The following is a 25,812-nucleotide window of genomic DNA, read 5'->3' as shown; positions in this document are numbered from 1 at the left end:
GCTCACATTTTTAAAAAACGTGAGCTCTTTAGTTAAAGAAAGATTAAAAGATATTTCTTTTAGAAAGCAGAGATTAGCCCAAGGTCAAACTTTCTAAAGGTAAAGTCGCTTCCTAAACGATCATCTGCAGGACGAGAGTACGCTCCATAAGCTCTGAAAGATAAAGAATCTGTCAAGCTATACATAAGCAAGCAAGAAGCTCCTTTGTAGTTAGTGAAACCATTAGCCTCTTTAGGATCGTAATTGCCAACAATTGCCTGGGCAAACCAGTATTTTAGAGAATTTCCTCGACCTATTCCAGAAACATCAATTTCAGGAAGTGCCAAAGCTTCAACATACTCATAACGAATTGTTGCAGACCAATCCCCAGCTTTCTTGAGTCTTCCAAAAGTTCCTCCAACAAACCAGGCAAGATTTTGCTTTTCATTCAAAGTCGTAGGAGAAGCTTTTGCTAATGTGTTTGTTAACACTGCCCCATAAAGATATAGAGGTTTTTTCTTTCCTTGGAACCAAGGCAGCTGGCTGTGTTTCCCAAGCAACGCTTGCCACACACAGTACTTATACTTTGTCTGTACAAGAAGGGTATCCGAAGAAGAGAGCTCGCTAGGCAAAAATGAGTTCCAGTCTATAACGCTACATTTTACAAAGAACTGTTGAGGGAGATTGTTTAAGATACCTTCCACTGCCCAAGCATAATGCTTCTTAGTCATATTTACAACAAAGGGCCCTCCGTGAACTATCAACTGATATGGGAGGTTCTCACTCAAACGTTGGCTATAGTAAAGATGCACACCATCGAAGTTACTGTTGAATTGTACATCTGATTGGAATAGATCTCCCAAGCTTGATCTTCCACATTCTACGAAGATATCGGTAATAGGGCTTTTATAAAGACGATATCCTATAAAGGCTCTGTTAATATCCATTCCTGCTGCGGTACTCTCCCCTCCAGCAATTGCTGCCCAATGCATGCTAGATGTTAACCAACTTCTTTCTGTCGTGTAATCGATATAAAGATTAAACTCGCTGCGGTAGCGATTCTGAGGCAAAGGAGTATAGGATGTTGTCGGGGGGTTTACAATATCTTCCCTAGCAAACAGCCATCGTGCACGAACATCACCAGCTAATCTTAAAATGCCATCCCGCTTACGAGCTTCTATGAATCCTCGCTTATTTAAGTATTCTTGAACATCCCCTAATGTTGCAAAAGCCTCGTTGCTCTTATTCGAAACGGAGCGTTCAGCATACCCATAAGTTGTTGAAGTTAAAACAAGTATAGAAGTCAACCATTGATATATTTGTTTTTTCATAATGCCCTTAGCGCTATCAAGTTAAGTAGAGAAGTCTGTTAGAAAAATTCCAAGAGCGGGGAGAAAAAACAGAAATGTCTATCACTAAAACTCAGTTATCTTGCGTAAGGCTATCACCTTGCAAAAGACTTCGCTGCCCTCTCCAGTACTGAAAGGAAGTCAAGTTAACAAGATCTTCTACGCGAAGAAGTTTGGCAAAACCAAACAAAAAAGCCAAGAAAATGAAACCTTCGGCAAAAAAAGCTGCCGCTTGCATAAAGATGGTGTTTAACGGAAAGGCCAAAGGCGTTAGGGGCTTTAAAAAGATAATGTAAGTTGTTCGCGTCATGATGTTTATCCCAATCGTAGTGATGCATGCCAGCAAGGTCGTTCCTAGCACCTTCCAGGAAAGTCTCAACGCTTCGACAAGTAAATTGGCATAGCTTGGCAACCTTTTTCCTAAATAAAACCACAGGAAGTAAAGTTGGACCCAAGCAGTTATAGACGTTGCATAGGAAATCCCCGAGACATCGTGCAATAACCAACAGCCAAAAATTAAGCTCAAAACAATATTTGCGATAGCATTTCCTATTCCGATAAGCAAGGGGGTAGCATAACTCCTTTGAGCATAAAATAATGCTGAGATGATCGGCGCTAGAGCCATGGGGATAATGCCACCACTATATCCCCATAAGACTCGGACAACAGCATGCACAGCATGGGAGGGAAATAGGCCGTGTTCATACAACACTCGCGTTCCTGGCAGCGCAAATAAAACCATTCCTGCTGTCATGATGATCATGACAGAAATCAACAGGTTTAATGTAAATTTTAACAGTAGATGTCCTCGCTCGTGATCTTCGCTTTGAACACAACGTGAAATTGCTGGAAGAAGCACAGCAAATACACCAAGGCCAAAAAGATTTACGGGAAGCTGATAAATCCTTAAGGAATACATAAGATAAAGCGGTCCAATCACATCAACGTAGCGCGCTAAACAAATATCCGAAATAAGATTAACCTGATAGATCCCCGAAGTTAGGATTCCTAAAGATAGCGGGGCTAATAAAGCTTTTATGCTATCTTTTTCTTTTGGCGGTGTCGTTGCTTGTGATAAAAAGTTCCTCACTCCTGGGACAGTTACTAACCACTCAAGAACAAAACCTCCCACAAGCACCCACGCCAATCCAATCACTCTCTGTCGTAGGCTGGCATGCCGAACACAGACTACAAAAGCAATCCAGATAATATTGACTACGGCAGGAGCCAACCCAACGCTGAAAAACTTGTTTTCACAATGTAGCAAGGCTCCATTTATCGTATACATAGTAAGGAAAATCCCACAAGGGAGCAAAATCATTGTGAGCAGCAGCGTGTCCGCAGTTTCCGCTTCTGCTTGATTTAACCATACCCACAATACAACTTCTATGAGGATCGTAAATACCAAAGCTCCGCCAGTAACAAACCGAAAGAAACTACGGAAAAAAAAGGCCGCACGGTTAGTATCTTGAGCACGAAGAAACTCGAAATGAGGGATAAACGCCTGTCCAAGGACAGAGCCTCCGAGAACTTTTCTTAAAAAGAAGACTGTTCTAAAACCGAACCAAAACGCAGCCACTAAGGGATCTGCACCAAAATACGTAGCCATGGCGATTTCCCGAAACATTCCCGTAATTCGACTACAAGAAGTCCCTGATAAAAGATTAAATATAGAACGAATGATAGAACCTTCGCAGTCTTTTTTATTCATTAAAATCCCCATCTGCCTTAATACTTGAAGCTATTCATAGCACATCAAACTTTTAGAAACATTATATGATAAATATCCTCCCTCCTCCGCAATTTCCTTTATTAGGAGCGCACACCTCCATCTCTGGAGGTCTTCAAAATGCCCTCTATGAAGGACGTGAAATCGGAGCTTCCACTATCCAAATGTTTACTGCAAACCAAAGGCAATGGCAGCGCCGCCCTCTTTCTCAGGAAGCTATTGCCTCTTTTCACCATGCCCTAGAAGAAACCGAGCTTTCTTACATCATGAGCCATGCTGGATACTTGATTAATCCTGGAGCTCCCGACCCGATTGTTTTAGAGAAAAGCCGTACTTGCCTATACCAAGAAATTAGAGATTGCATCAGCTTAGGAATCTCTTTTGTAAATTTCCATCCTGGAGCAGCAATTTCTGACTCCAAAGAATCTTGCATGGATAGAATTATTTCAAGCTTCTCTTTAGCTCGTCCCCTCTTTGAATCCTCCCCTCCCCTTGTTGTTCTCCTGGAAACCACAGCAGGTCAAGGCTCTTTAGTGGGTAGTTCTTTCGAAGAATTAGGATATCTTATTCACGGTCTCAAAGACAAAATCCCCATGGGGGTATGCTTAGACACTTGCCATATCTTTGCTGCCGGCTACAACATTTCCTCCTCTGAAGGATGGGAGCAGGTTCTTAAACAATTTGATCAACACATCGGTTTGTCCTATTTAAGAGCTTTACACTTAAATGACTCCATTTTTCCCCTTGGGAAACATAAGGACCGCCACGCCCCTATAGGAGAAGGCTATATCGGAAAAGAATGCTTTAAATTTTTAATGACAGATCCTAGATTGCGCAATATTCCTAAATACCTAGAAACCCCCGGAGGGCCAGACTTGTGGGTCAAGGAAATTCAGATGTTGCTTAGCTTCTCAAAATAAAAAAAAAGAGCGCCTAAGGGTTTCAATAGACGCTCTTCCCAAAAAACTTTCAACATCAATTAATTTTTTTATGTTCTGTGAGAGAGAAACTCACACACAACAGCAACATTAATAGGCAAAGGAAGCTGGGCTTCTATTTGGTCTTGCTCTGGAGACAGCAAAAGCTCCCCTTTGCAATTCGCTTTGTCTAAAGAAATATAGGAAGGCAAAGAGCTCTCATCCTTTGCTTCTAGAGCATCTTTAACGGACTGCAGCCTTTTGGATTTTTCTTTCAAGGAAATCTGCATTCCAGGACGCACAAAGAAAGATCTACGATCCACGCGTTTTCCATTTACCAACACATGCCCATGAGCCACCAACTGCTGAGCAGCAAAAATACTTCTAGCAAAGCCCATGCGGTAAACCATATTATCTAAGCGACACTCAAAACGCTCTAAAAACAACTTGGCAACATCGCCTTTATTTACAACTTCCCTGAAAGCTTTGACTAGCTGCTTTTCTAAAATCATTCCAAAGCAAGCTTTCAATTTTTGTTTTTCTTCTAGCTGCAAGCCGTAATCCGATTTCTTTTTCCTTTGCATGCCGTGCTGCCCCGGAGGGTGGGGTTTCTTCAGCAATGGATTTCGGCTTCTTCCAAAGATATTAGCACCAAAACGTCTTGCTATCCTATTTTTAGGGCCGCAGTATCGAGCCATGTATTTTGTCCTTATATTTTGTAATAAACTTGCCGCTCAAAGTCCAATATGAAGTCAGCGGCATTGCAACTTTTAATTATTCTTTATTTACCAGACGTGCCACGCAAACATAAACATAACGTTGCCACATCTTCTCGACGAAAGACCAAAGAGCATTTTAATTCCACAGGTTTTTTTCTACAATGGAATTATTTCCAGGAATTTAGTAGAGTATTTCCATGGAAAAAAATTATTACGCACTAGCTTACTACTGTATTACACCTGTGGACAATCCACATGAGGAAATTGCTTTGCACAAGAATTTTTTAGAAAGCAAAGATGTTTCTTGTCGCATTTATATTTCTGAGCAAGGCATCAACGGGCAGTTTAGTGGATATCAACCTGATGCAGAAAGTTACATGTCTTGGCTAAAAGAGCGCCCTGCGTTTTCTCAGGTTAAATTTAAAATTCATCATATACAAGAAAATATCTTCCCGCGGATTACGGTGAAGTACCGCAAAGAACTTGTTGCTGTTGATTATGCTGTAGACTTTTCCTTACAAGGAAAACATATTTCTCCACAAGAATGGCATGAGAAACTCGAAGAAAACCGTTGTCTTGTTTTAGATGTTCGCAATAACTATGAATGGAAAATAGGACATTTCGAAAATGCTGTTTTACCGGACATTCGGACATTTCGAGAATTTCCTGCATATGCCGACACTCTTCTTGAAAAATATAGCGCAGATACCCCTGTCATGATGTATTGCACTGGAGGAATCCGCTGTGAGTTATATTCTGCGATTTTATTAGAGAAAGGGTTTTCTACTGTCTATCAACTCGATGGAGGCGTAATAGCCTACGGTCAAAAGGTCGGCACAGGGAAGTGGCTCGGGAAGCTATTTGTTTTTGACGACCGGCTGGCGATACCTATTGATGAAACCCATACGGATATTGCTCCGATCTCTACATGTTCTCAATGTGATCAGCCTTGTGACACCTATTACAACTGTGCAAACACAGATTGTAACAACCTCTTCCTTTGTTGTGAGAAGTGTATCTCTACACAAAAGGGCTGCTGCTCTCAAGAGTGTGCTCATGCCCCTCGTATCCGAAAGTTTGATTGCTCCCGAGGAAACAAACCTTTCCGCAGGGCTCATCTTTGTGAGATAGAAAATCAAGAGATGTCAAGTTCTTGTTGCTGCTCTATATAAACAGCTCTTTTTTTTTCCCAAAGAAAAAATAGTTTCTATTTTTCTTTGGGAGTTTTCTTAAAACTTAAGAACTTTTTAAAGATAAAAAGTATTTCTTTTTCCTTTTCGTTTCATTTTGGGCCAGTTCTATATGTTTCAATTCCATTCCTTGCATGGATAAAGTAGAGATAAACTCCTGAGAACTTTCAGGAGAACCTAAGCAAATCACACATAGACTAGGAAGCTTTTGTAGTGCTGTCTGGATATATTCTGCTTGTGTAATTTCCCAGGCTTTTTGAGAGGATGTTTTTGGATTTTTTGTTGGAGAAATTGCTGTAGGAACACAGTATGAAATCAACCTTGTAGTCCATCCGGGCTGTAATTTTTGATCTAAGACAAATACCATGCACCGCATGGTCTTAGGAAATAAAGCGAGTATACGCCGGACTTCTTGATAACTACGAGCTTCTGTGAAATAACACTCGGGTTGCAAAGAGCTTGGAAGCTTTAAAAAACTTCCGAGCTGCTTCCTTAACACTGTTGCTAGTAATAGACGATATAAATGCTCTTTCCATATCCATAACGTCCACACGCCAACAAAAAGCACCAGCCATCCCATAAAGAAAAAACTTTTCTCTGGAGACAGCCTCAACCCACATCCCAAAACCCTTACAATCACAGCAGCAACAAGAACCCCAAAAAAATCTAAGAAATTATTTGCTGCAAGAATCTGACCTCGCTTGTGTTCGGGACTGGCATACTGCACATAAGCATGTAGAGGGACCTGGTAAATCCCCCCTAGAAACCCTAAAAGCAACAAAAACATCATCACAAAGACTAAAGAAACTGCTGACACAGCCAAGCCCATAAACACGAGAGAAATCCCTATAGCAGCAAGAGGAGTATACCCCAACTTGATATCCTTTCCTGAGATCCATCCTGTAATATAGGAGCCACAGCCCACCCCCAAGGCAACAAGAGGAAACAGATATCCCCCATAATGCTTAGGGTAGTTCAAAGTAAACTCTACAAAAGAAATGATTTCTACTTGTGTATATGCACCAACAAGAAGGAAAAATGCCACAAGCACAATCGATACGGTTAAATAATGCACCTGTCGGGTATCTTTCAAAATTTGCCAAAGGTCTTTAAAATTCACACAGACGATTTTCTGATGGCGATTTTTTATGTTGCTAGAGCGAATGCGAAAGGCGATGCCTGTGCTAATTATGGAAGAAATCACACCAAGCATTGCAGGCCAAACATAATTATTTACTTCAAAATGATGCATAAAATCGACTAAGAGAGGCGCAAAGCACGATCCTAAAATACTTCCTGTATAAGTAGCTGCAGTCATAATTCCATTTGCTTTAGAAAGCTGGTCTAAGGGAAGCATTTCTGGAAGGATTCCCATTTTTGCTGGGCCAAAAATGGCGGTATGACACGCCATAAAAATAAGAACAACATACCCCCCAAATACAGACTGCACATAAAAGAAATATGCCCCAAAAACCGTACAAAATATTTCAATAACTCGAGTAACTAAGATAATGTTTCGCTTCTGATAGCGATCTGCTAAACTTCCAGCTAGAGGAGCAAGGAGAAGAAAAGGAAGGGCAAAGAAAAAACTCACAAAAGATAAAACTTTAGCATTCTCTGCCAGGGTTTTCCCTTCCAAAAGAAAGAAGACCAACAAAAACTTATATAAATTATCGTTTATAATCGTCAGAAAGTGAGTTATTACCAAAGCGCGAAACGATTTTTTGCGAATAGAAACATTCATGAATGCGACCAAACACTGTCAGGCAATTTTTAGCAACTCCCCAAAACACCTTTTAGCGAAGCTTGCAGAGGATATTTCCTCCTCAAACCAACAACCTTTCACAAAACGATGGATTCTTGTTGCAAATACAACGACGGGACACTGGGTTCGTAAAGAACTCGTCAATGCTTCGTCTGACCATATCTTCATGGGGTCAACTATTGTCTCCTCTACAGACGCCGTTGTCAAACATTTATTTTCCAGCATCTGTCAAAGAGATCCTTCTCTGCCAGATTATACCACACTTCCCCTATTGATTCACGAAGCTCTTATAAATAAAGATCTTCAAGAGGTTCATAATTTCCCCCAGATGTTTCTCTCTCCCACTTACAGCATGGCAAAACAACTGAGCTCCACATTTAAAAAATTCTTCACATTTTCCCAGCTCCCCTCTGGAGAGGCACATCTTTATCATAAGCTTTTTTCTTATCTGGAAGGGCTATTTTCCTCTTATAAAGAACTTTTTCCAAAAATTCTTTCAGGTCTTCGTTCTCAACCGCAAAATCAATCTTTGCATATTTTCGGGTGTTCTTCTCTTCCTAAGCACCTCACAAATTTCTTTATAGATTTGGGGGAATTTTTCCCTGTGCATTTTTATTGTTTTTCTCCCTGCAAAGAATACTTTGGAGATGCCTTATCAGATAAAGCTATAGATTTCCTCTGGAGAACGCTCCCTGAGCATAAAAATACAACGGCCTGGGAACAATACATATTAGCGGATAGACAAGCCCTTTTAGCAAATCTTTCTCATAAATCTTCTATCTCTCAAAATTTTTTCTTAGATCGAGATATAGACTCTTTAGAAATGTTTCTTCCTATAGAGGGAAATTCCTCCTTACATCAGGTGCAGGACGCGATTCTTCATCTTCAACCACTCTCTCCTGAAGAACTGACAGAATCACAACAAACTCTCTTTGTTTATCATGCACACTCCCATATCCGTGAAGTTCAAGAAGTTTTTCTTAAGATCGCTGTTCTTTTAAAACAAGGGGTTTCTCCTGAAGAGATTTGTATTGCCTCTTCGCATATAGAAACATACACAGTGTATCTCCAAGCTGTTTTCCAGCCGCATATTCCTCTATACTTTACTCAACCTCCTTCTCACTATGGAAAGTTGCTAAAAGAAAAACTTTTGCTTTTATCTTCTCTTCTCACGCAAAGAAACTTACAATGTCTCTTACAGATACTGATCCATCCTGACCTCCCTCACCCCATAGAGCCAGAAAAAATCCCTCTTATAGTACGCAGCCTAACCAAAGCCTGGGCAACCCTATCCTCTAAAAACCACAACAAAAAATTCCACACCCTTGCCGATCTTATCCTGGACGCTTATCCCTTCCAAGAAGAGTTCGGGAAAATAAGTCTTTTCGACATCTGGGAAACCACGCTGCCTTTAATTTACCATATCCAAGATTTCTTAAATCTTTACATAGATACAGACACCCTCTCTTATCAGCAGCATTTTGAAAACATCTTTTCATTTTTAGAAACTGCTTTTTCTTTATCTACAGAAGAGCTCTCTTTGATTACCTCTTTGAAACACAGCCTTTTTCCAAAGTTTTCCTCGCTGTCTTGTCCTTTCTCCTTTTTTATTGATTTCTGTTTAGATTTTCTTTCTCGTTTTCTTAGCAGCAGCCCTCTTTATGATAAGCCCGGCCCTTTTGTAGGAAGACTATCTGAACTCAGCTTAATCCCTAAACACTACACCTTTATCTTAGGCGCAAACAAAAACGTCTCCTCTCTCAACCCTATTGAATTTTCAAAAGCTACAGCACATGAGGAACTTGCTTTTTCTTCATCAGAAGACGAAGAAAACTTCCACTTTTTACAATTCCTCATTTCTACAAAAAAAGAACTGCACATTAGCTACCTCTCTTCTCCTGACTCCCCCGCCTTACCTAGCGCTTTCCTTAAGCACATACAGGACACTCTTAAGCTTCCTTCCATAGCGATACCAGCAAAGCCTTATACCCCTGTCGCCTTCTTCCAACCAACACAAAGACATATCTCTCAAGCTTACCACTACAACCTCGCCAAAGCCTTTTGCGCCCCTAAACGTCCTTTTCCTCCGCTTTTTGGCTTCTCTAAAGAATCTCCTAAGTTGCCCCACCACCTCTCCTTAGCTCAACTCGTTTGGGGAATTACCTCACCTTTAGATCTCTTTTTAAAGACTCATTTTCATCTTAACCCACGTCCTCCTAAGCTCCTTGGAGTCCATCCTAAACTCTCTCCAACAAAACATAATATCTCACGTTTCTGGGAAGAAATATGCTTAGAAAAAGAAAGTTCTCCCATGCATAACCTCTCTCCTTTTTTAGAAAGTGTATTTTCTCAATACCAAAAGCAAACTCAGCTATGGTTCCACAATATCCAAAACTCTCAAGATCTTCCTTACACTGCAGTGCTTTCCCATGCGTTATTTCAAAATCTTCCTTCTAAAAGCGTTTTGCTTCCTCCCGTTACCCTAGAGCTTGAACAGCACCCCCTACACATCCATGGGAAAATCCCAGGTGTGTTTTCCCATGGACTCTACCTATGTGCTATAGACCCCAATACTATCGTAAAAAACTCCCCAAAACTTCCCGACACTCTACATGAATTAAAAGAACTGTTAGAAAGATATCTCTCTTCTGCACTCTTACAAATCTCTGGGCAGCTTCCCTATCCCTCCCATATCCGTAAACTATACTCTTTCCATGCTTATGAAGAGCTTCCTTTACCTTTTTCCGATCCCCAAGACTACCTAAGAAATGCTATAGACGTATATCACACTATGTGTTCTACTCCTATCCCCCTACTCTCTGCTGCATGTTGGAAGCTCCTTAATAACCCAGAAAAACTGCAGAAAGAAATACAACGCACTATAGAGGAAGATGCCCAGACTCCAATATTCTCTCTCTTTTGGAATTTCCATCATCGCGACATCCCCCAAGAGCTCCTAAATCTAGATGAACATGTACGCTTAAAAATCCTATCTCTCCAAGGTCAACATGGAAGCTTTTAATATCTTTGATCCGCTCACCTCTATCCAAGGGAAGTTTTTTTTAGAAGCTTCTGCAGGCACAGGAAAAACATTCACTATAGAACACATCATCCTCCGCGCCCTTCTAGAGGATACCTTATCCCATCCCGATAAGGTTTTAGCAGTAACCTTCACTAATGCAGCAACAAACGAGTTAAAACAACGCATTCACGCCACCCTAAGAAGCTGTCTCGAAACTCTTTCCCATTTTGATATCACCCATAAAGATCTCCCCCCCTATCTTTCCTCCCAAGCAGATGTAAAGCTGCTTTACATGAAAATTCGCAATGCTATGGCGACGGTAGATCAGATGTCGATATTTACGATTCATGGCTTTTGTAATTTCGTATTACAACAATATTTTCCTGGAGTCCAATTACGTCCTCAACACCCCGCGCTTACACATACACAGGTAATTTCTCGTCATATCCAAGATTACCTTAGCCAAGACCTTTGGAAACAGGTGATGAGTACAGAACAGTTCCGCTTGCTTACCATCCGCTATAATGTCACCTCTAAACACACAATTTCTCTCATAGAAAAGCTGCTATCTAGTTATGGTGAGGAATCCCCCTCTCTCCTCCCTTCATTACAGCACGTACAAGAAACCCTAAATCTTTGGCATCGTCAGCTCTCGTCGCACCTTCAAAACTTTCCCAAGGAAAATTTTTACTCTCAACTTTTACAGTGTGCTAAAGGCTTTAAAAAACAGCCCTTTTCCATAGATGAAGATCTCTCTGTATTTGTAGATTTACTCTATTCTCCTCTTCCCTCTCCAAAGCTTTTTTCCTTTACTAAGCTTGCTCAAACCTTCCAAGAAAAACACCGTTTGATGCGCTATCGTCCTTGTGCAGCTTTAGATCTTTTACAAAATGCTTCTTGGCAAAAGCATACAGAAGCATTTTGTAATGTGGATCTTATCTTTAATACCTTACTCTATGACATTCAAAACTATTTAAAGCGGCACTATACCCCATGGATTTCTCCTGATGAGAGCATTGTGGTTTTAGAAAAGCTACTTTCCTCCCCTGAAGCCCAAAGGATCGTTTCTTCTTTAAGGGAACGCTACCAACTAGTCCTTATCGATGAATTCCAAGATACTGATAAAAAACAATGGAATATCTTCTCTTTACTCTTTGCTCATGAAAATTTCTCTGGATCCCTATTTCTCATTGGGGACCCTAAGCAATCTATTTATGAATGGAGAAACGCTGATCTCCCAACGTATTTAAAAGCCAAGTCTTCTTTCCCTAAACATTCTCAGCTTTACCTCTTAAATAACTACCGCTCCACCCCCAAGCTTATGCATGCCATCAATCACCTGTTCCAAAAGATTTCTCCGTTTTTAGAAATCTCTGGGTATCCCCCTATAGAATACTCTCCTCTCATCCCTAAAGCGCTCCATGAATTCTCTTCTTCCCATGCCCCTATACATTTTTTCCCTTATGAAGATCGCGTTTCCCAAGCCTTATGGATCTCTTCTGAAGCTCTACACTTACAGAAGCACCACCAGATCCCTCTAGGGAACATGGCAATTTTAGTCTCAGACTCTTCTCAAGCTTTTGATTTTATTACGCACTGCTCTCTTCCCGTATCTTTTTCTAAGAAAAAGTCTGTTCTTCATCTTACTGAAACCTACTTGCTAACTCTAGCGATGCTAGAAGCTCTTCTTTTTCCCGAAAACTACGAACGAATAAGCCGCGTTTTGCTTAGCAGCTTATTTGGATTGTCAGCATCTCAAATCTCTCAGGAAAAAGAACGTTTCACAACATATTTCCTTTCCTTACGCTCTCATCTTTTCCAACATGGCTTGTTGGCTACTTTCTATTTTCTCTGCTCAACTCAAGGAGAAACCCTCCTAAGCACCCCACAAGGGGATCTTATCTTTCAAGAAATGGAAAAGCTTTGCAGTTATTTAGATTCTCTTTCTTCCCATCCTTACCAGCAACTGCTGCATCTGCAATTCTTCTCAGAAACAGGAAGGTGGGAAGAAGAGCTTGCTTTATCTTTGCATGCTCAAGATCCGAACACATTAAAGATCACCACGATCCACTCATCTAAAGGGCTGGAATATGACGTTGTTTTTTGTATTGGCCTAGATACCCATAAAAAAAACAAGTCTCCTTCAGAGTCTCTAAGAGAAATGTACGTTGCCTGTACAAGAGCAAAAAAACAGCTTTATATTCCCCTCTCTTTGCAAAAGCAGCACTCCTCTGCTCTTTCTCACTATCTTCAGGCTGTAGGCTCTTATGCTACTCTTGAAGAACTTGTAACCCACCTCATACAAGAGCAACCAGAACTGTTTTCTTATTCCTCAGAAGCACCATCTTTCTCTCCTTTAAATTTTGATTTCCTTCCTCCGGAAACGTTCTCCTTATCCTTGCCCTCCCCAAAAAAAATTTATTCTTTCTCTTCAGTAAAACTACTAGATTCTCAGGATCCTCCAGAATCCTTGCATTCTTCTATAACTCTCTCTAAGACCCATCTACCTCTAGGAAAAAAAACCGGACTCCTGATGCATAAAATCTTGGAAGAGGCGCTCCTAATGCCACATAGTGATCTCTCCCGAATACGTTCTATCATCTATCCTCTCGTACAAAATACCCACCTGGAAGGTTATGAACCCATGATAGAACAGCTGCTAACTACAGTATTTTCTTTTCCTTTAACGTTTTCATCTCAGACATTTACTTTGGAAGAGATCTCAAAAAATCACATGTTTAAGGAGGTCTCTTTTCTTTTCTCTCAAGAAGAAGAGCTGTGGCAGGGGGTTATCGATCTCTTTTTCAAACATCAAGATCATTATTACATTATCGATTGGAAAACTTCCTTTCTTGGAGAAAATACTTCTGACTATACCCCAGAACGGCTCCGAGCTTATATCCAAAAAGAAAAGTTAGATTTGCAAGGATACATTTATATAGATGCTGCTCAAAAGTTCCTTCGACAATTTGATATCCACCACAATGTAGAAATGGGATTTGTATTTCTTCGAGGTCTGGACACCTTAGGAAACGGATTTTTTCCCCTAGAAGCTAGGTTTTCTACTCCCACAATAATCCAAAAATATCCGGTCTATCATTAGGATTAAATTCCATTGGGGGTAAAATAAAAAGATGCGACAACGTAGATATTTGTGATTCCAAAGGCTCTGCTTTGATATTAAAAGCACATGCTCCATCTCTAGGGGGGATCACCTTAGAAACCTTAGCGACAGGAAGTCCTGGAGGAAATACTCCATCTAATCCTGTGGTAACAAGAATATCTTCAGGACACAGGGTTTTACCTTCTTCGAAACAAAACCCTTCTCCTCGTAATACCATTGTTTCCTGTTTCCATAAGGGCCCACCTACTCCAGAAAGCGTTCCCCGAAGAGACTCTTGGTTGTCTCCTTCAGATTGAATAGATTCTGACAGCTCTCTAAGCTGGGAGAGCTTTTCATACTTGTCTTTTTCAAGAATGTAATTATGGGGCAACCATTCCAATAAGCAAGATAACTCGTTTATCTTCTGTTGTATCCACCAAATCTGAATATTCCCTCGCATTGCAATTACAGAAGGCTTCATGCCTTCATCCGTAATTAACCGTACACGAGATTGCTTTTCTCCTACATAATCCACAAGACCAACTAGCACCTTTCCCGAAAGCACAGGAGAATTCTTCTTTACTCCTTTGTCCTTCCCGACATCTACCCAACACGAGCTTGCCCAATGTGCAGGATCACGATAAATAACCCTTCCCTCAATAAGATTTTGGAAATATGGAGATAAGATTTCAGAAAATAAAGGAGGTTGCTGCTGAGAAACCTCCTTAGATAAAAACTTCTGTTTTAAGGTGGTAATGTATTCCTTTAATAAAAGATTTTCTACATCCAAAACAGAGTGTTGTGACGAGGAAAGCTCTGGTTTAGGAAACACCCGAGAATACAGAGCTACAAATCCCCCTTGTAAAGACTCGCTAATTTCTTTAGGGATACTCCAGCATCCCAGCACCCCACAACAAACGAAAACATAAATAGCATATTTCGATTTCTTATTGCGAATCAGATAACTCATAGGCTTGAGCAAAACTTTGAACTACATGATGAATATTTTTATCTGTAAGTCCATTTAAATTAAACCTTCCGCCTTCTGTTGTATATATTGCTTTCTGCTCTCGCAAAAATGCTACCTGCTTCTGAGAAAATCCAGGATATCCGAAAAATCCCTTCTGAGATGCGATAAAATCAAATGTATGTCCTGTAACCTCTCGCATCGCTTGGACAAATTTTTCTCGCAACTTCGCCAAAGCCTCTCGAATCCCCCCTAACTCCGACACCCATTCCTGCTTCAAATACGGATTACTTAAAATTGTCGCGACAATCTCCGCTCCATGCCTACACGGAGAGGAATATTCCCCTCGAGCTTTTTCCTGCAAACAAGAAGAAATTTTTAGCAGTTCTTCCGAAGATCCCCCATGAACCGCAAAATACCCTACGCGCTCTCCATAAAGGCTAAAATTCTTACTAGCACAAGTAGCAACAAATACAGGATTCCCAGCAGAAATACAAATCTGTATGGGCTTTCTATCCTTTTCTAGACCTTCAGAGAAACCCTGATAAGCTGCATCAAAAAAAGTAATGAGCTCTTTTTCCTTAAGAAGAACTGCAAGTCTTTCCCACATATTCTCTGTTAAATCCTTACCTGTAGGATTATGACAGCAACAATGAAACAGAACTAGAGAATGTCTTTCTGCTTCCTGCAAGAACTTTTCTAACTCTTCAAATAACACACTTTTCGTATCTGCATTATAGTAAGGATAACGAACAACATCCAAACCCTCTTGAGAGAAAATTCTTATATGATTCCCCCAAGTCTGTTGGGGAATGTATACCTTCCTAGAAAGCTGAGACATAGAAAACAGCTTTGCTCCTAAATGCAGCGCTCCCGTGCCTCCCAAAGCCTGACATCCCACCATCTCCTGAGGATCTACTGAACCAAATACCAACTCTCGCATTTCCTCTAGAAACGCAGGCAGCCCCAAAATAGGAAGATACCTCTTGTTGCTCTCTTCTTCAGCAATTACAGCTTGCGCTTTTCGGATGCTCGCCAGCCCCCCGTAACGCTTTTGAGGTTGCTCATATACACCAATAATAAAATTCACTTTCTCTTTGCGGTTGTCTTCTGCGAATGCATTGTTTAAACCAAGAATAGAGTCCGCAGCAAAAACGGGTAATCGATCAAAAAAATTCATATTTAACCAAGAGTTTTCATGTAACAAAGATTGATTCTAAACCCCTTCGCGTGGTAATTTTTCTCCTCTTCGGGGTATTAGCTCAGTCGGTAGAGCGCAACAATGGCATTGTTGAGGTCAGCGGTTCGACCCCGCTATACTCCATCTATTCATCAAAGATAGACACTATCTTTGCAATCCTATATTCCCTGCCCTGAAGCTGTACTCTTTCATCTATGTTTTTCCCTAACAACATTTGTGCAAGCTTAGATTGTAATGAAAGAATGTTCTTTTCAGAATCTGCATCCCAGGAACCTAGTAACGTATACTCTATACTCCCTTGAGCATCCTCTAAAGTCACCCTACAACCAACCCCCACCTTATGCGTATGTACATCTGCTTTCGTCAGAATTTTCGCTTTATTTATCTCTTCTGAAAGCACCCGGATTTCCTCCTGTAGGCGCGCCCTTCTTTCCAAAGCAAACTTATATTCCGAATTCTCTCTCAAGTCCCCAAGAGCTCGAGCATCTTCGATTTCCCTAGCATTATCCACCATCTCCTTCCCAACAAGAGATTGTAGCTTCTCCTTCATGCGAGAGAAACTCTGCGACGTCACCCAAAAGACATCTTCTTCCTCTAACGCGCTTCTTCCTCTTTTTAATGAAGGCTGAACCACCTCAGCAAGCCCCTGAAGAATACTCAAATCCCCAGAAGAAAACTGAGGGATTTTCGTTGAAAGCAAAAGAAACTCCTTCAAAAAAGCTTCTGAAGCATTTTCAATCATCTCACGAATTACAAGGAAACGCTGTCCTACTAAAAAGTTATAAAGCTTTTTCCCCAATTCCTTATAAGGTGTCGATGCCACTTGATACATAAAGGTCAAAGTAGCCTCTAAAAACATCCTCTGCATCTCTTTATCTCGAGGATCAAAAATCCCATCTTCATGAGCTCCAAACTTCATGAAAAACCATGAGAAAGCTCCAGGGAACATCATAGGCTGATGCACACATTCCAATATTTTCTGTTTAAGAACCTCGAGACTCCCCTCATCTCCCCTTAAAGCCTTATATACAGACTCCCGAAGTATTGGCGAGGAGGTGTGCAAAAAAATCTGCAAGAAGATCGCTTTCCACTCAGGGGAAAACTTCTTCACCAAAGATAAGAAAGATTTTTGCAAAGCAACAATGGGAATCTTGTCTAAGAAACGCGCCACCTCATCTTCCGATAAAGACGCCACATATTGACCATTAAGAACAAAACCTTTTTCCCCCAAATACTCAGAGAGCAATAAATCCCTCTGGATCTCCATAGCCTTATCTTCCCCTACAGGAAGCTCTTTTAACATTTTGATTAATGCTTCTCTGGTCGGTGCCTTTTTTAACTCACTATGCAAATCTCGAACAAACTGGTATAGCAGGGCGATTCTTTCATTATTATCATGGGCGAGCCCATACTTACGCGTTAACTGAGACAAATGAGAATCTCCCAAAGGGGAACATATATACGGATCTTTCGCAGAATCCGGAGATGTAATACGGATGTCTTTTTTTATCTTTGCTTTCGCAGACTGCCACCAACGCCCCCACTCAGCCTCAGGAATCACCAAATCCACAAGCTCATCCTTTATCTCTTTGGCGGTTTTTGGGCCCAAATCCCTCAGCAAAATTTCTATCACCTCTACGGGATGTTCTTTAGCGTACTCCTCAAACTTATCAGGATCTCCAAACCTTCGAGATAAGAAGTGCTCTTTACTTAAAGGTCGTAACGTTTTAAAGGCAGTTTCGAAAGAAATGTCCTTAGCCATCATTACTCCCTCGAACTCTACCAAGATCTTCTGTTGGAGGAAAGAAACTCCCATAACCTCTCCAACACCCCAGCCTCCATGATGAAAGACAAAATTACCTTCTCGCAGATGCATTAGAAACTCAAAACGACTCAGGCTATATTGGAAATCTCTTCCATCACGCAAACCTACAACCCAAAGAGCTTCATTGAAGTTCTTATGGTTTAAGTACTTTTTGTTTACATACTCCAAAGCACTGTCATAGAACTCCCGACTATTTGAAGTTTGCAAATCTAAGATTAACTGAAGAACCCTGTCTTTCTCTTCCCCTTCTGGGATCTTCTCCCACAAGGGAAGCACCGTATCTGCGATTTTCCCAAACAAAGGAGCTAAAAAAGAGTTTTTGACTTTTTGTAGAATCTGAACAAGCTCATCACCTTTTACAATATCATTAAAACAATACTCTTCCCAAAGGCTGAAAAAGTTCGAAGGCTGCTCCTCTTCAATAAAGACTTGCAACTTTTCTAAATAGTCCACAACGTCTCCCATTTTTAACCGGAAAATATACGCTGAACTATAAAAAAGAGCAACATCTCACACAAAAATAATAAAAGTTATTTTATAATAAAAAAAAGTCGTGAGAATTGTTATGAATAGTAAATCAGCACAAAAAATAATAGATTCTATAAAACAAATCCTAACCATCTATAAAATAGACTTCGATCCCTCCTTTGGCTCTGCATTAACTCTAGATTCCCAAGAAAATTACGAGTACCTCCTTCAAAAAACTCAAGAAAAGATCCAAGAGCTAGACAAAAGAGCTCAAGACATTCTTAATCAAACAGGAATGACTCGAGAACAAATGGAAGTATTTGCTAATAACCCCGACAACTTTTCTCCTGAAGAGTGGTTGGCTCTAGAAAACATCCGCGCCTCCTGTAATGAATATAAAAAAGAAACAGAAGCCCTAATTAAGGAGGTCACTCAAGACTTAAAACCAGAAGCTCCTAAAGAAACAAAAAAAACAAAAACCACACCTAAGAAAAAAAATAAGAAAAAAAACTGGATTCCCTTATAAAAACGCCTATAATCCCGAGGTATGAAAATAGTTATATCTCAGGGATTAGACTTATCTTTACAGGGATCTCCTAAAGAATCTGGGGTTTATAGCAAAATCCTCCCAGATTCTGTAAGTGTAGATCTCCGTCCCTATGAGGCCCTGCCCCTAAAAGTTATGGTTCATCCTGGAGATGAAGTTCTCCCTGGAACACCAATAGCAGAGTATAAAAACTTCCCAGGAACATGTATCACCTCTCATATTGAAGGCACAGTCACAGAAATTAGACGAGGGGAAAAGCGAGTACTTCTAGATGTTTTAATAAAGCCAACAAAACCACAGTCTGATCCCCAAAAAGATGCTCCTTCTTATGATCTATATGCCCTTTCTCAAAGAGAACTTTTAGATCTCTTTAAACGAGAAGGATTGTTTGCTCTATTTAAGCAGCGCCCTTTAGATATCCCAGCGCTCCCCACACAAACCCCTCGAGATGTGTTCATTAATCTCGCAGATAACCGTCCCTTTGTTCCCACTCCAGAAAAACACCTAAAAATATTCCCTTCTAAAGAAATAGGATTCTTTACCTTTACCACTGGAGTGCGCGCAATTGCCAAACTCTTCGGCTTACACCCCCATATTGTTTTTAGAGACCACACGCCACTTCCCACTCATGATTTAACCCCTTTCGCTCATCTACACACGATCACAGGTCCCTTCCCTTCAGGATCTCCATCGGTACACATCCAAAACATTGCTCCCATCATTCATGAAAAAGATCTTGTATTTACTATTTCCTTCTCGGAGGTCTTATCTATTGGCCATTTCTTCCTTAAGGGGTGTGTCCAAAGAGAACAAATCCTCGCTCTAGCAGGAACAGGACTTACTCCAGAGTTCCGCAAACATGTCATCACAACAAAAGGCTCTTCTTTCTCTAGTCTATTTAGCTCTAACAATATAGAGAAAAACTCCTCTTTAATTTCTGGAGATCCTCTAACAGGAAGGCTATGTCAGGAAGATCATCCCCATCTAGGAGCCAGGGATCACACTATAGCAGTACTAAACAACCCAACGCAAAGACTCCCCTTTAGCTTTTTAAGGCTGGGTTTGCATAAAATTACTTTTACAAGAACTTACCTTTCAGGATTCTTCAAAAGAAAACGCGCCTTCATAAACCCCAATACCAGCCTTCATGGAGAAACTCGCCCAATTATAGATACGGAAATCTACAACTCCGTCATGCCTATGCGCATTCCCGTGGTTCCTCTAATCAAAGCACTCATCACAAAAAACTTTGACCTTGCATGTGAACTCGGGTTTTTGGAGATCTGCCCAGAAGATTTTGCTCTTCCCACACTTATAGACCCGTCCAAAACCGAAATGTTTTCTATTGTTAAAGAAGCGCTTACAACTTACGCTAAAGAATCTGGGATCTTTTCTCAACATGAGGTTCTCTGAAGAACTCTCGTTCTTCATAAAGATGCTTTAAAACCTTGGGTGTAGCATAGCTAACAATCATGTCCGCGCCCGCGCGTTTGATGCCAACTAAAGCCTCCATAAGAACCGCATCTTTTTGCACCCACCCCCTATGTGATGCGGCTAAAATCATGGCGTATTCTCCACTGACTTGATAAGCAACTATAGGAAGCTTTGACTGACTTCTCACACGAAAGAGCACATCTAAATAAAGCCCTGCAGGCTTTACCATTAACATATCTGCACCTTCCTTCTCGTCTAAAGAGCTCTCTAACAAAGCCTCTAAAACATTTTTGGGGTTCATCTGATAGCTCTGTTTATCTCCCTGAGCATGAGAAGACAGCGCATCTCGAAAAGGATGATATAAAGAAGAAGCATACTTCACACTATACGAAAGAATTAAGGTCTGCACAAATCCCACTTGATCTAACTTAGAGCGAATGTAGGCAATTCTTCCGTCCATCATATCGCTAGGAGCCACTATATCCGCTCCCATCTCTGCATGCAAAGTAGCAATATTTCCCAAAATATGCACACTCTCGTCATTAAGGATCTCTCCCTCTGACGAGAGTATACCATCATGTCCATGAGTAGTATATGGATCTAAAGCGATATCACTAATTACACAAAGATCTGGGAACCTTTTTTTAACCTGGCTGATCCCACGACACAAAATATTTTTAGGATTTGAAGAATAAGAACCGTAGGCATCCTTAAGCTCGCTAGGAACTACAGGAAACAGCATCACAGCTCTAAGACCATATCTACAAAGCCTTTCTATTTCTTTTAAAAGGAGATCAATGCTCCATCGATATACTCCAGGCAAACTGGGAACTTCTTCCTGAACATTGTTTCCATCCTTAATGAAAAATGGACAAATAAAATCCTGAGGCAAAAGAGCAGTTTCAGCTACAAGCTCTCGTATTGCTGCGGTTTTCCTGTTTCTTCTGGGTCTTCGGGGGAGATCTAAAATGCGCATAATTTATACTTTCAACGCTTTCCACATTCCAAGAATAAAGAGATAGCTATATTTATATAATTCTCTTCTTCTTTAGGGGTGGTGGAAATTGTTTAAAACTGGAGGTTTTCGAGAGAAAAACGTGGGGTTTTTATGTTTAAAACTCTGTCGAAAACGTGTTTACTTTGTTAAAAACAGAAAATATTGCATGTTTACAAACACAAGATCAACCTTTTTTAAACAGATTTTTTAGCCAAAAGTAGTTCTGTTTTTCTTGGTGGTGTGGCAAAATTTTTTAATTTTCTAGGTTTCCCATGTCCAGAGATCATCAACTTTCTTGTAAACAAAAAGAGTGTTTATCGAATTACGTTACAAGTTTAGATTCTGATATTTTTGCCTTGAAGAATCTTCCTGAAGTGGTTAAGGGTGCCCTATTCTCCAAATATTCTCGGTCTCTTTTAAGTTTACGCTCTTTGTTGGTAAAAGAGTTTCTTAATAGCCAAGATGGTGAAGGGGTGAATCCTGAAATCTTTGATCAGGGAGTACAGGGAGCAGCAGATTTTTATCAAAGGGTTTTAGATGGTTATGGAGATGACTCTGTTGGAGAGTTAGGAGGAGCCCATGTTGCCATAGAGAATGTTTCAGTTTTGGCTGCTAAAATTATCGAAGATGCTCGTATAGGAGGATCCCCCTTAGAAAAGTCCACAAGATACGTGTATTTTGATCAAAAGGTTCATGGAGAGTATTTATATTACCGAGACCCAATTTTGATGACCTCAGCCTTTAAAGACCTGTATTTGGACACCTGTGATTTTCTATTCGAAACGTATTCTGCTCTTATTTCTAAAGTGCGAGCATATTTTGAAAAGCTGTTTCCTCGAGCTCATGGAGTTCCAGAAGCAGTATATGCTACGACTCTACGCGCAAAAGTTTTGGATTGCATCCGAGGCATTCTTCCTGCTTCTACTTTGACAAATATGGGGCTTTATGGAAACGGAAGATTTTGGCAGACGCTTCTACATAAACTTCAGGGGCATAACCTAGCTGAGATACGACAGATAGGAGAAAATACATTAACAGAACTTATGAAAGTTATTCCCTCTTTCGTTTCTCGATCCGAATCTCACCATCCTCACCATCAATCTATGGTACAATTCTGTCAGAACGTTAGAAATCAACTAAAAAGTTTAGCCCAAGGGATCACTTTCGAGGATCAGTTGGAAGAACAGCCAGAACCAAGACCCCTGGATGTCAAGTTGGTATATGGAGACCCTGATGGGATTTACAAAGTTGCTGCAGGGTTTTTATTTCCCTACACCAATCAACCACTGTCTACGTTGATTCATAAATGCAAGAAAATGCCAGCAGAAGATCTTATAAGAGTACTAGAGGCTGGAAGTTTAGGAAGAGAGCACCGTAGACACAAGTCCCCAAGGGGATTAGAGTGTGCAGAGTTTGGTTTTGATATTGTTGCGGACTTTGGCATCTATCGAGATTTACAACGCCACCGTATTCTCACACAGGAAAGACAGCTTCTTACTACTCATTATGGCTACGATCTTCCTGAGGAACTTCTAGATACTCCCATGGAGTCAACGTTTCGAGAAGCCATGGAAAAAGCCTATGATGCATATTGTGAGATTTCTCAAGAGTTCCCCGAAGAGGCGCAATATGTGGTTCCTATGGCGTATAATATTCGTTGGTTTTTCCATATCAATGGTCGCGCTCTTCAATGGCTCTGTGAGCTTCGCTCACAGCCTCAGGGACACCGCAACTATAGATTCGTCGCAATCAATATGGCAAAAGAGGTGATAAAGTTTGAACCTCTATACGAAGTCTTCTTTAAATTTGTTGATGAGACTGATGTAGATTTGGGTAGGTTAAAGCAAGAAATGCGCCAGCAATTAGCTACATAGGTTTTAAAGAGAATCTTTGCGTTTACAGGAACTCCTCTCTGCTGTTATTTTTATTTCTTTTCAGGTGGAAAATGAAAAGTCTTATTGATAACAACTTAGTGAGATTTAGGAACATTTCCAAAACGAAGCAGGGGATTTTTGTAAATTTTAAAGTAAAAGGAGAGCGAGGCGGAGCATCGTTTACGGCTTCTATAGCTGTAGATATAGACTCTGCAGATGTTTCTTCTGGAGATTCTTTAGAGGTCATCATAGAAAAATGTGCTCAAATTGGAGTCTCAGAATTTCAAAAATGCGAATTTCAATTTGAAGGGATCACCTGCTTATAACGACAAGTTTTATCTGGGTGTAGCGCAGACTGGTAGCGCACTTGCATGGGGTGCAAGGGGGCGGAGGTTCAAATCCTCTCACCCAGAAAGAGCTTTTAATTAAAGCGTACGCGCATAAAGTTAATAAGAGCTTCAAGTTCTGAGTGATCTTTAAGGTCGTATTTGGAGAGAGTCTCTAGGATGCTGAGGCATGTATTTGCAGAGGTTTCCAGCAGTTTTAGCGCTTCGTTTTCCCCAAAAAGTACGATATAGTTCAGGCCGATGTGTTCGCGGTCTTTTTCATAATCAAGAAAGTCGTCTTTGATTTGAAAAAGCAGGCCAAAATGGCGCGAGAATTCTATAATTTGAGGCAAGAGATTCGGACTTCCCCCACCAAATAACCATCCGGAAACACTCGCGATTTCAAATAAAGCCCCAGTTTTTTTTACCATGATCGATTGAACGTGTTCTCTTCCCTTATTGGAAAAAAACATGTCGTCGTATTGCCCACCTAAAACTCCAGCACATCCGATATTTCTGTTTGTAACCTCTAGAATAATATCATAGGCGACATCTATAGCCTGAGGGTTATAGCCCTGTTTCTTGAGTTTTTTCGCATTCTTGTGAAAATGAGAATATGCTGCAGGAATGAGAGCATATGATGCTAATAATGCCAGAGCTTCACCAAATACTTTATGAACAGTAGGTCTACCCCGGCGTTCATCATCATTGTCCATACAAGGCAAATCATCCGCGATCAGCGTGGAGGTATGAGCGAACTCTACAGCTAAAGCAGAGTCCATCACATCGCAATGTTTTCCAATTCCATGTGCCAGCATGCATACAAGAAGAGGGCGAATTCGCTTCCCGCCAGTTTTTAGAGCATACTCTACAGGAGCGCGGATTGTCTTCTCGGATTCTCCAAACTCATCTAAGGATTCTTCTATCGCAGCTTCTATCGCAGGACGATAGGTATCAAAAATTTCAAAAACTTCCATATGGGGGTTATATTGTTTTTCCTGGACCAATCATACTGTAAGCTGGAATATGGTGCCCAGGATTAATCACTGTGTTACATCCTACAGAAGCATTTTTTCCCAAAAAGCCCCCAAGCTTACGACGTTGAGTATCTATTTTTAGGGATTCTGAACGTACTGTGATATTTTTCCCATCTAGACGGAAGTTTGCACAACGCACTCCTGCACCAAGATTTACTCCTGCACCGAGAACAGAATCTCCTAAATAGGCAAAATGTGCAGCTTTAGCATGGTTTCCAAGGTACACATTTTTTGCTTCTGTACAGTGTCCTAAAATACAATGATTGCTGGTAATGACTCCCCCACGTAGGTAAGCTCCATGACGGATCTGGGTATAGGGACCAATAATGCAGGGACCTATAAGATATGCCCCAGATTCTACATATGCATTTTCTGCAATTTCTATTTGACTTTCATTTTTTAAAAATACTCCGGGCTCTACAGTCCCATGAATTCCAGAAAAGCAATACGTAGTTAGAAACTCTTCCATTAAAGATAAAATCTCCCAAGTGTAGATAGACTTGGAGATGAGCTCAGGAAAAAGAAAATCTTCGGGGGAAAAAAAAGAAGAAGCCAGGCAGTTCATACGATATATCCTGGATTTAGATAGCAAAAACGAAATAACATTCTCTGTATGGAAAGATTTACTTACAAGAGAGAAAGAGAAAGTTTATGAAAGAAATTCTTGAGAGTCTTCTGTAGCAAAGAGATACCCGATTCCGCGAATTGTGGAGATTTTCGAGCCATAAGGGCCGAGTTTTTTCCTTAAAGATGCAATATGGACGTCAACGTTTCTTGGGGTAATTTCTTTTATATTTCCTTTGATTTCTTCTAAAAGGTGCTTTCTCAGGCACAGCTGCCCTTGGTTCATTAAAAGCCTTTTAAGAATTCCTGCTTCTGAAGGAGTTAAGTGTGTTTTCCCTTCAGGAGATTCTATTGTTAAGCTTAGCACATGAAATGTACGATCTCCAAAATGCAAAGTTTCAGGAACTACGGGATGCGTAGAAGAATTATGACGTAAAAAGGCACGAATGACCGCATCCATAACTTTAGCTGTCAAAGGACGTAATAAATATCCTGTTGCTCCTTTATCCAAAACTTCAACTACGCTCTCTTCTGAAAAGAGATCAAACAAAACAATAAGATCTGATTGGGAGGAGAATTTATGAGAAAATATGGTTTCAGGAAGCAGGAGATACTCACAGAAAATCACAGAGGCAGACGTCTCCATAGAAAAAGATGGGGAGATAACAAGATGGTATGGAGAGTCGTAAGAGCATAAATTCTTCAATTCAAGAGACAAGCTATGATCTTTAGTAACTAAGAGGATAGTTTTATTCATAAACAGGTGAAGTTATAAATAGATCTCAACAATTTTACGTAA

At 40.5% G+C, this 25,812-nt stretch carries 19 protein-coding genes and 2 tRNA genes; 10 read left to right on the top strand and 11 right to left on the bottom strand.

All coding sequences use genetic code 11. From position 1 onward, the window contains the following. Positions 1-59: 59 nt before the first annotated feature. Together G5S_RS01415 and G5S_RS01410 are read right to left on the bottom strand one after the other, a co-directional pair. Entirely contained in the window at positions 60-1,310 is a 1,251-nt protein-coding gene (locus G5S_RS01415; RefSeq protein ID WP_013712398.1) for a hypothetical protein, read from the bottom strand. Between the two features lie 91 nt (positions 1,311-1,401). Continuing rightward, on the bottom strand, positions 1,402-3,039 hold the full coding sequence (locus G5S_RS01410) for a lipid II flippase MurJ (protein WP_013712397.1): 1,638 nt from the start codon (positions 3,037-3,039) through the stop codon (positions 1,402-1,404). Between the two features lie 65 nt (positions 3,040-3,104). On the opposite strand from G5S_RS01410, the gene G5S_RS01405 reads away from it, so the two are divergent. Further along, on the top strand, positions 3,105-3,977 hold the full coding sequence (locus G5S_RS01405; RefSeq protein WP_013712396.1) for a deoxyribonuclease IV: 873 nt from the start codon (positions 3,105-3,107) through the stop codon (positions 3,975-3,977). Positions 3,978-4,045: 68 nt separating this feature from the next. On the opposite strand, the gene rpsD is transcribed toward G5S_RS01405, so the two are convergent. Further along, complete coding sequence (gene rpsD / locus G5S_RS01400; RefSeq protein ID WP_013712395.1) at positions 4,046-4,672, bottom strand: 30S ribosomal protein S4; 627 nt, start codon at positions 4,670-4,672, stop codon at positions 4,046-4,048. A gap of 218 nt (positions 4,673-4,890) precedes the next feature. Here rpsD and trhO point away from each other — a divergent pair, with 218 nt between their 5' ends. Beyond that, positions 4,891-5,865 (top strand): oxygen-dependent tRNA uridine(34) hydroxylase TrhO, encoded by a 975-nt coding sequence (gene trhO, locus G5S_RS01395; protein WP_013712394.1) that lies wholly within the window; start codon positions 4,891-4,893, stop codon positions 5,863-5,865. Positions 5,866-5,929: 64 nt separating this feature from the next. Here trhO and G5S_RS01390 read toward each other — a convergent pair whose 3' ends face one another. Further along, complete coding sequence (locus G5S_RS01390; protein WP_013712393.1) at positions 5,930-7,627, bottom strand: MFS transporter; 1,698 nt, start codon at positions 7,625-7,627, stop codon at positions 5,930-5,932. Between G5S_RS01390 and G5S_RS01385 the strand changes: the two genes are divergently transcribed. Together G5S_RS01385 and recB are read left to right on the top strand one after the other, a co-directional pair. Then, positions 7,626-10,670, top strand: coding sequence for an exodeoxyribonuclease V subunit gamma (locus G5S_RS01385; RefSeq protein ID WP_013712392.1), 3,045 nt, complete (start codon positions 7,626-7,628; stop codon positions 10,668-10,670). The two genes, G5S_RS01390 and G5S_RS01385, sit on opposite strands and share 2 nt — an antisense overlap. Then, a complete protein-coding gene (recB, locus tag G5S_RS01380) occupies positions 10,657-13,773 on the top strand; it encodes an exodeoxyribonuclease V subunit beta (RefSeq protein WP_021757016.1) in 3,117 nt (1,038 codons plus the stop codon). The genes G5S_RS01385 and recB overlap by 14 nt, the downstream gene beginning before the upstream one ends. Here the strand turns inward: recB and G5S_RS01375 are convergent. Continuing rightward, a complete protein-coding gene (locus tag G5S_RS01375; protein ID WP_021756282.1) occupies positions 13,733-14,743 on the bottom strand; it encodes a rod shape-determining protein MreC in 1,011 nt (336 codons plus the stop codon). The genes recB and G5S_RS01375 overlap by 41 nt on opposite strands. Further along, entirely contained in the window at positions 14,721-15,920 is a 1,200-nt protein-coding gene (locus G5S_RS01370) for an aromatic amino acid transaminase (RefSeq protein ID WP_013712388.1), read from the bottom strand. The genes G5S_RS01375 and G5S_RS01370 overlap by 23 nt, the downstream gene beginning before the upstream one ends. A gap of 71 nt (positions 15,921-15,991) precedes the next feature. Between G5S_RS01370 and G5S_RS01365 the strand changes: the two genes are divergently transcribed. Continuing rightward, positions 15,992-16,064, top strand: a tRNA-Ala gene (locus G5S_RS01365). Position 16,065: 1 nt separating this feature from the next. Here G5S_RS01365 and G5S_RS01360 read toward each other — a convergent pair. Beyond that, a complete protein-coding gene (locus tag G5S_RS01360) occupies positions 16,066-18,219 on the bottom strand; it encodes a GreA/GreB family elongation factor (protein ID WP_024010775.1) in 2,154 nt (717 codons plus the stop codon). Between the two features lie 112 nt (positions 18,220-18,331). Between G5S_RS01360 and G5S_RS01355 the strand changes: the two genes are divergently transcribed. Then, complete coding sequence (locus G5S_RS01355; RefSeq protein WP_013712386.1) at positions 18,332-18,760, top strand: hypothetical protein; 429 nt, start codon at positions 18,332-18,334, stop codon at positions 18,758-18,760. A gap of 21 nt (positions 18,761-18,781) precedes the next feature. Then, positions 18,782-20,194, top strand: a complete 1,413-nt coding sequence (gene nqrA, locus G5S_RS01350; protein WP_013712385.1) for an NADH:ubiquinone reductase (Na(+)-transporting) subunit A — start codon at positions 18,782-18,784, stop codon at positions 20,192-20,194. On the opposite strand, the gene hemB is transcribed toward nqrA, so the two are convergent. Further along, positions 20,154-21,191 carry a porphobilinogen synthase gene (gene hemB / locus G5S_RS01345; protein ID WP_013712384.1) on the bottom strand — a complete coding sequence of 346 codons (1,038 nt, stop codon included), beginning with the start codon at positions 21,189-21,191 and terminating at the stop codon, positions 20,154-20,156. The two genes, nqrA and hemB, sit on opposite strands and share 41 nt — an antisense overlap. 293 nt (positions 21,192-21,484) lie before the next feature. Between hemB and G5S_RS01340 the strand changes: the two genes are divergently transcribed. The 3 genes from G5S_RS01340 to G5S_RS01330 all read left to right on the top strand — a co-directional run bounded on the left by G5S_RS01340 (position 21,485) and on the right by G5S_RS01330 (position 23,499). Further along, on the top strand, positions 21,485-23,086 hold the full coding sequence (locus G5S_RS01340) for an FAD-dependent thymidylate synthase (RefSeq protein WP_013712382.1): 1,602 nt from the start codon (positions 21,485-21,487) through the stop codon (positions 23,084-23,086). 71 nt (positions 23,087-23,157) lie between these two features. Next, a complete protein-coding gene (locus G5S_RS01335) occupies positions 23,158-23,412 on the top strand; it encodes a hypothetical protein (protein WP_013712381.1) in 255 nt (84 codons plus the stop codon). A gap of 13 nt (positions 23,413-23,425) precedes the next feature. Beyond that, a tRNA-Pro gene (locus G5S_RS01330) sits at positions 23,426-23,499 on the top strand. Positions 23,500-23,507: 8 nt separating this feature from the next. Here G5S_RS01330 and G5S_RS01325 read toward each other — a convergent pair. The 3 genes from G5S_RS01325 to G5S_RS01315 form a co-directional block, all read right to left on the bottom strand. Then, positions 23,508-24,389 carry a polyprenyl synthetase family protein gene (locus tag G5S_RS01325; protein WP_013712380.1) on the bottom strand — a complete coding sequence of 294 codons (882 nt, stop codon included), beginning with the start codon at positions 24,387-24,389 and terminating at the stop codon, positions 23,508-23,510. Positions 24,390-24,396: 7 nt separating this feature from the next. Continuing rightward, positions 24,397-25,014 (bottom strand): LbetaH domain-containing protein, encoded by a 618-nt coding sequence (locus G5S_RS01320; protein WP_041467004.1) that lies wholly within the window; start codon positions 25,012-25,014, stop codon positions 24,397-24,399. Between the two features lie 84 nt (positions 25,015-25,098). Further along, positions 25,099-25,770 carry a winged helix-turn-helix transcriptional regulator gene (locus G5S_RS01315; RefSeq protein ID WP_013712377.1) on the bottom strand — a complete coding sequence of 224 codons (672 nt, stop codon included), beginning with the start codon at positions 25,768-25,770 and terminating at the stop codon, positions 25,099-25,101. Positions 25,771-25,812: the final 42 nt, after the last annotated feature.

Source organism: Chlamydia pecorum E58 (genome assembly GCF_000204135.1).
Taxonomy (GTDB): Bacteria; Chlamydiota; Chlamydiia; order Chlamydiales; family Chlamydiaceae; genus Chlamydia; species Chlamydia pecorum.
The sequence above is the reverse complement of the archived record's forward strand: the minus strand, read 5'-3'. Positions and strand labels throughout refer to the sequence as shown.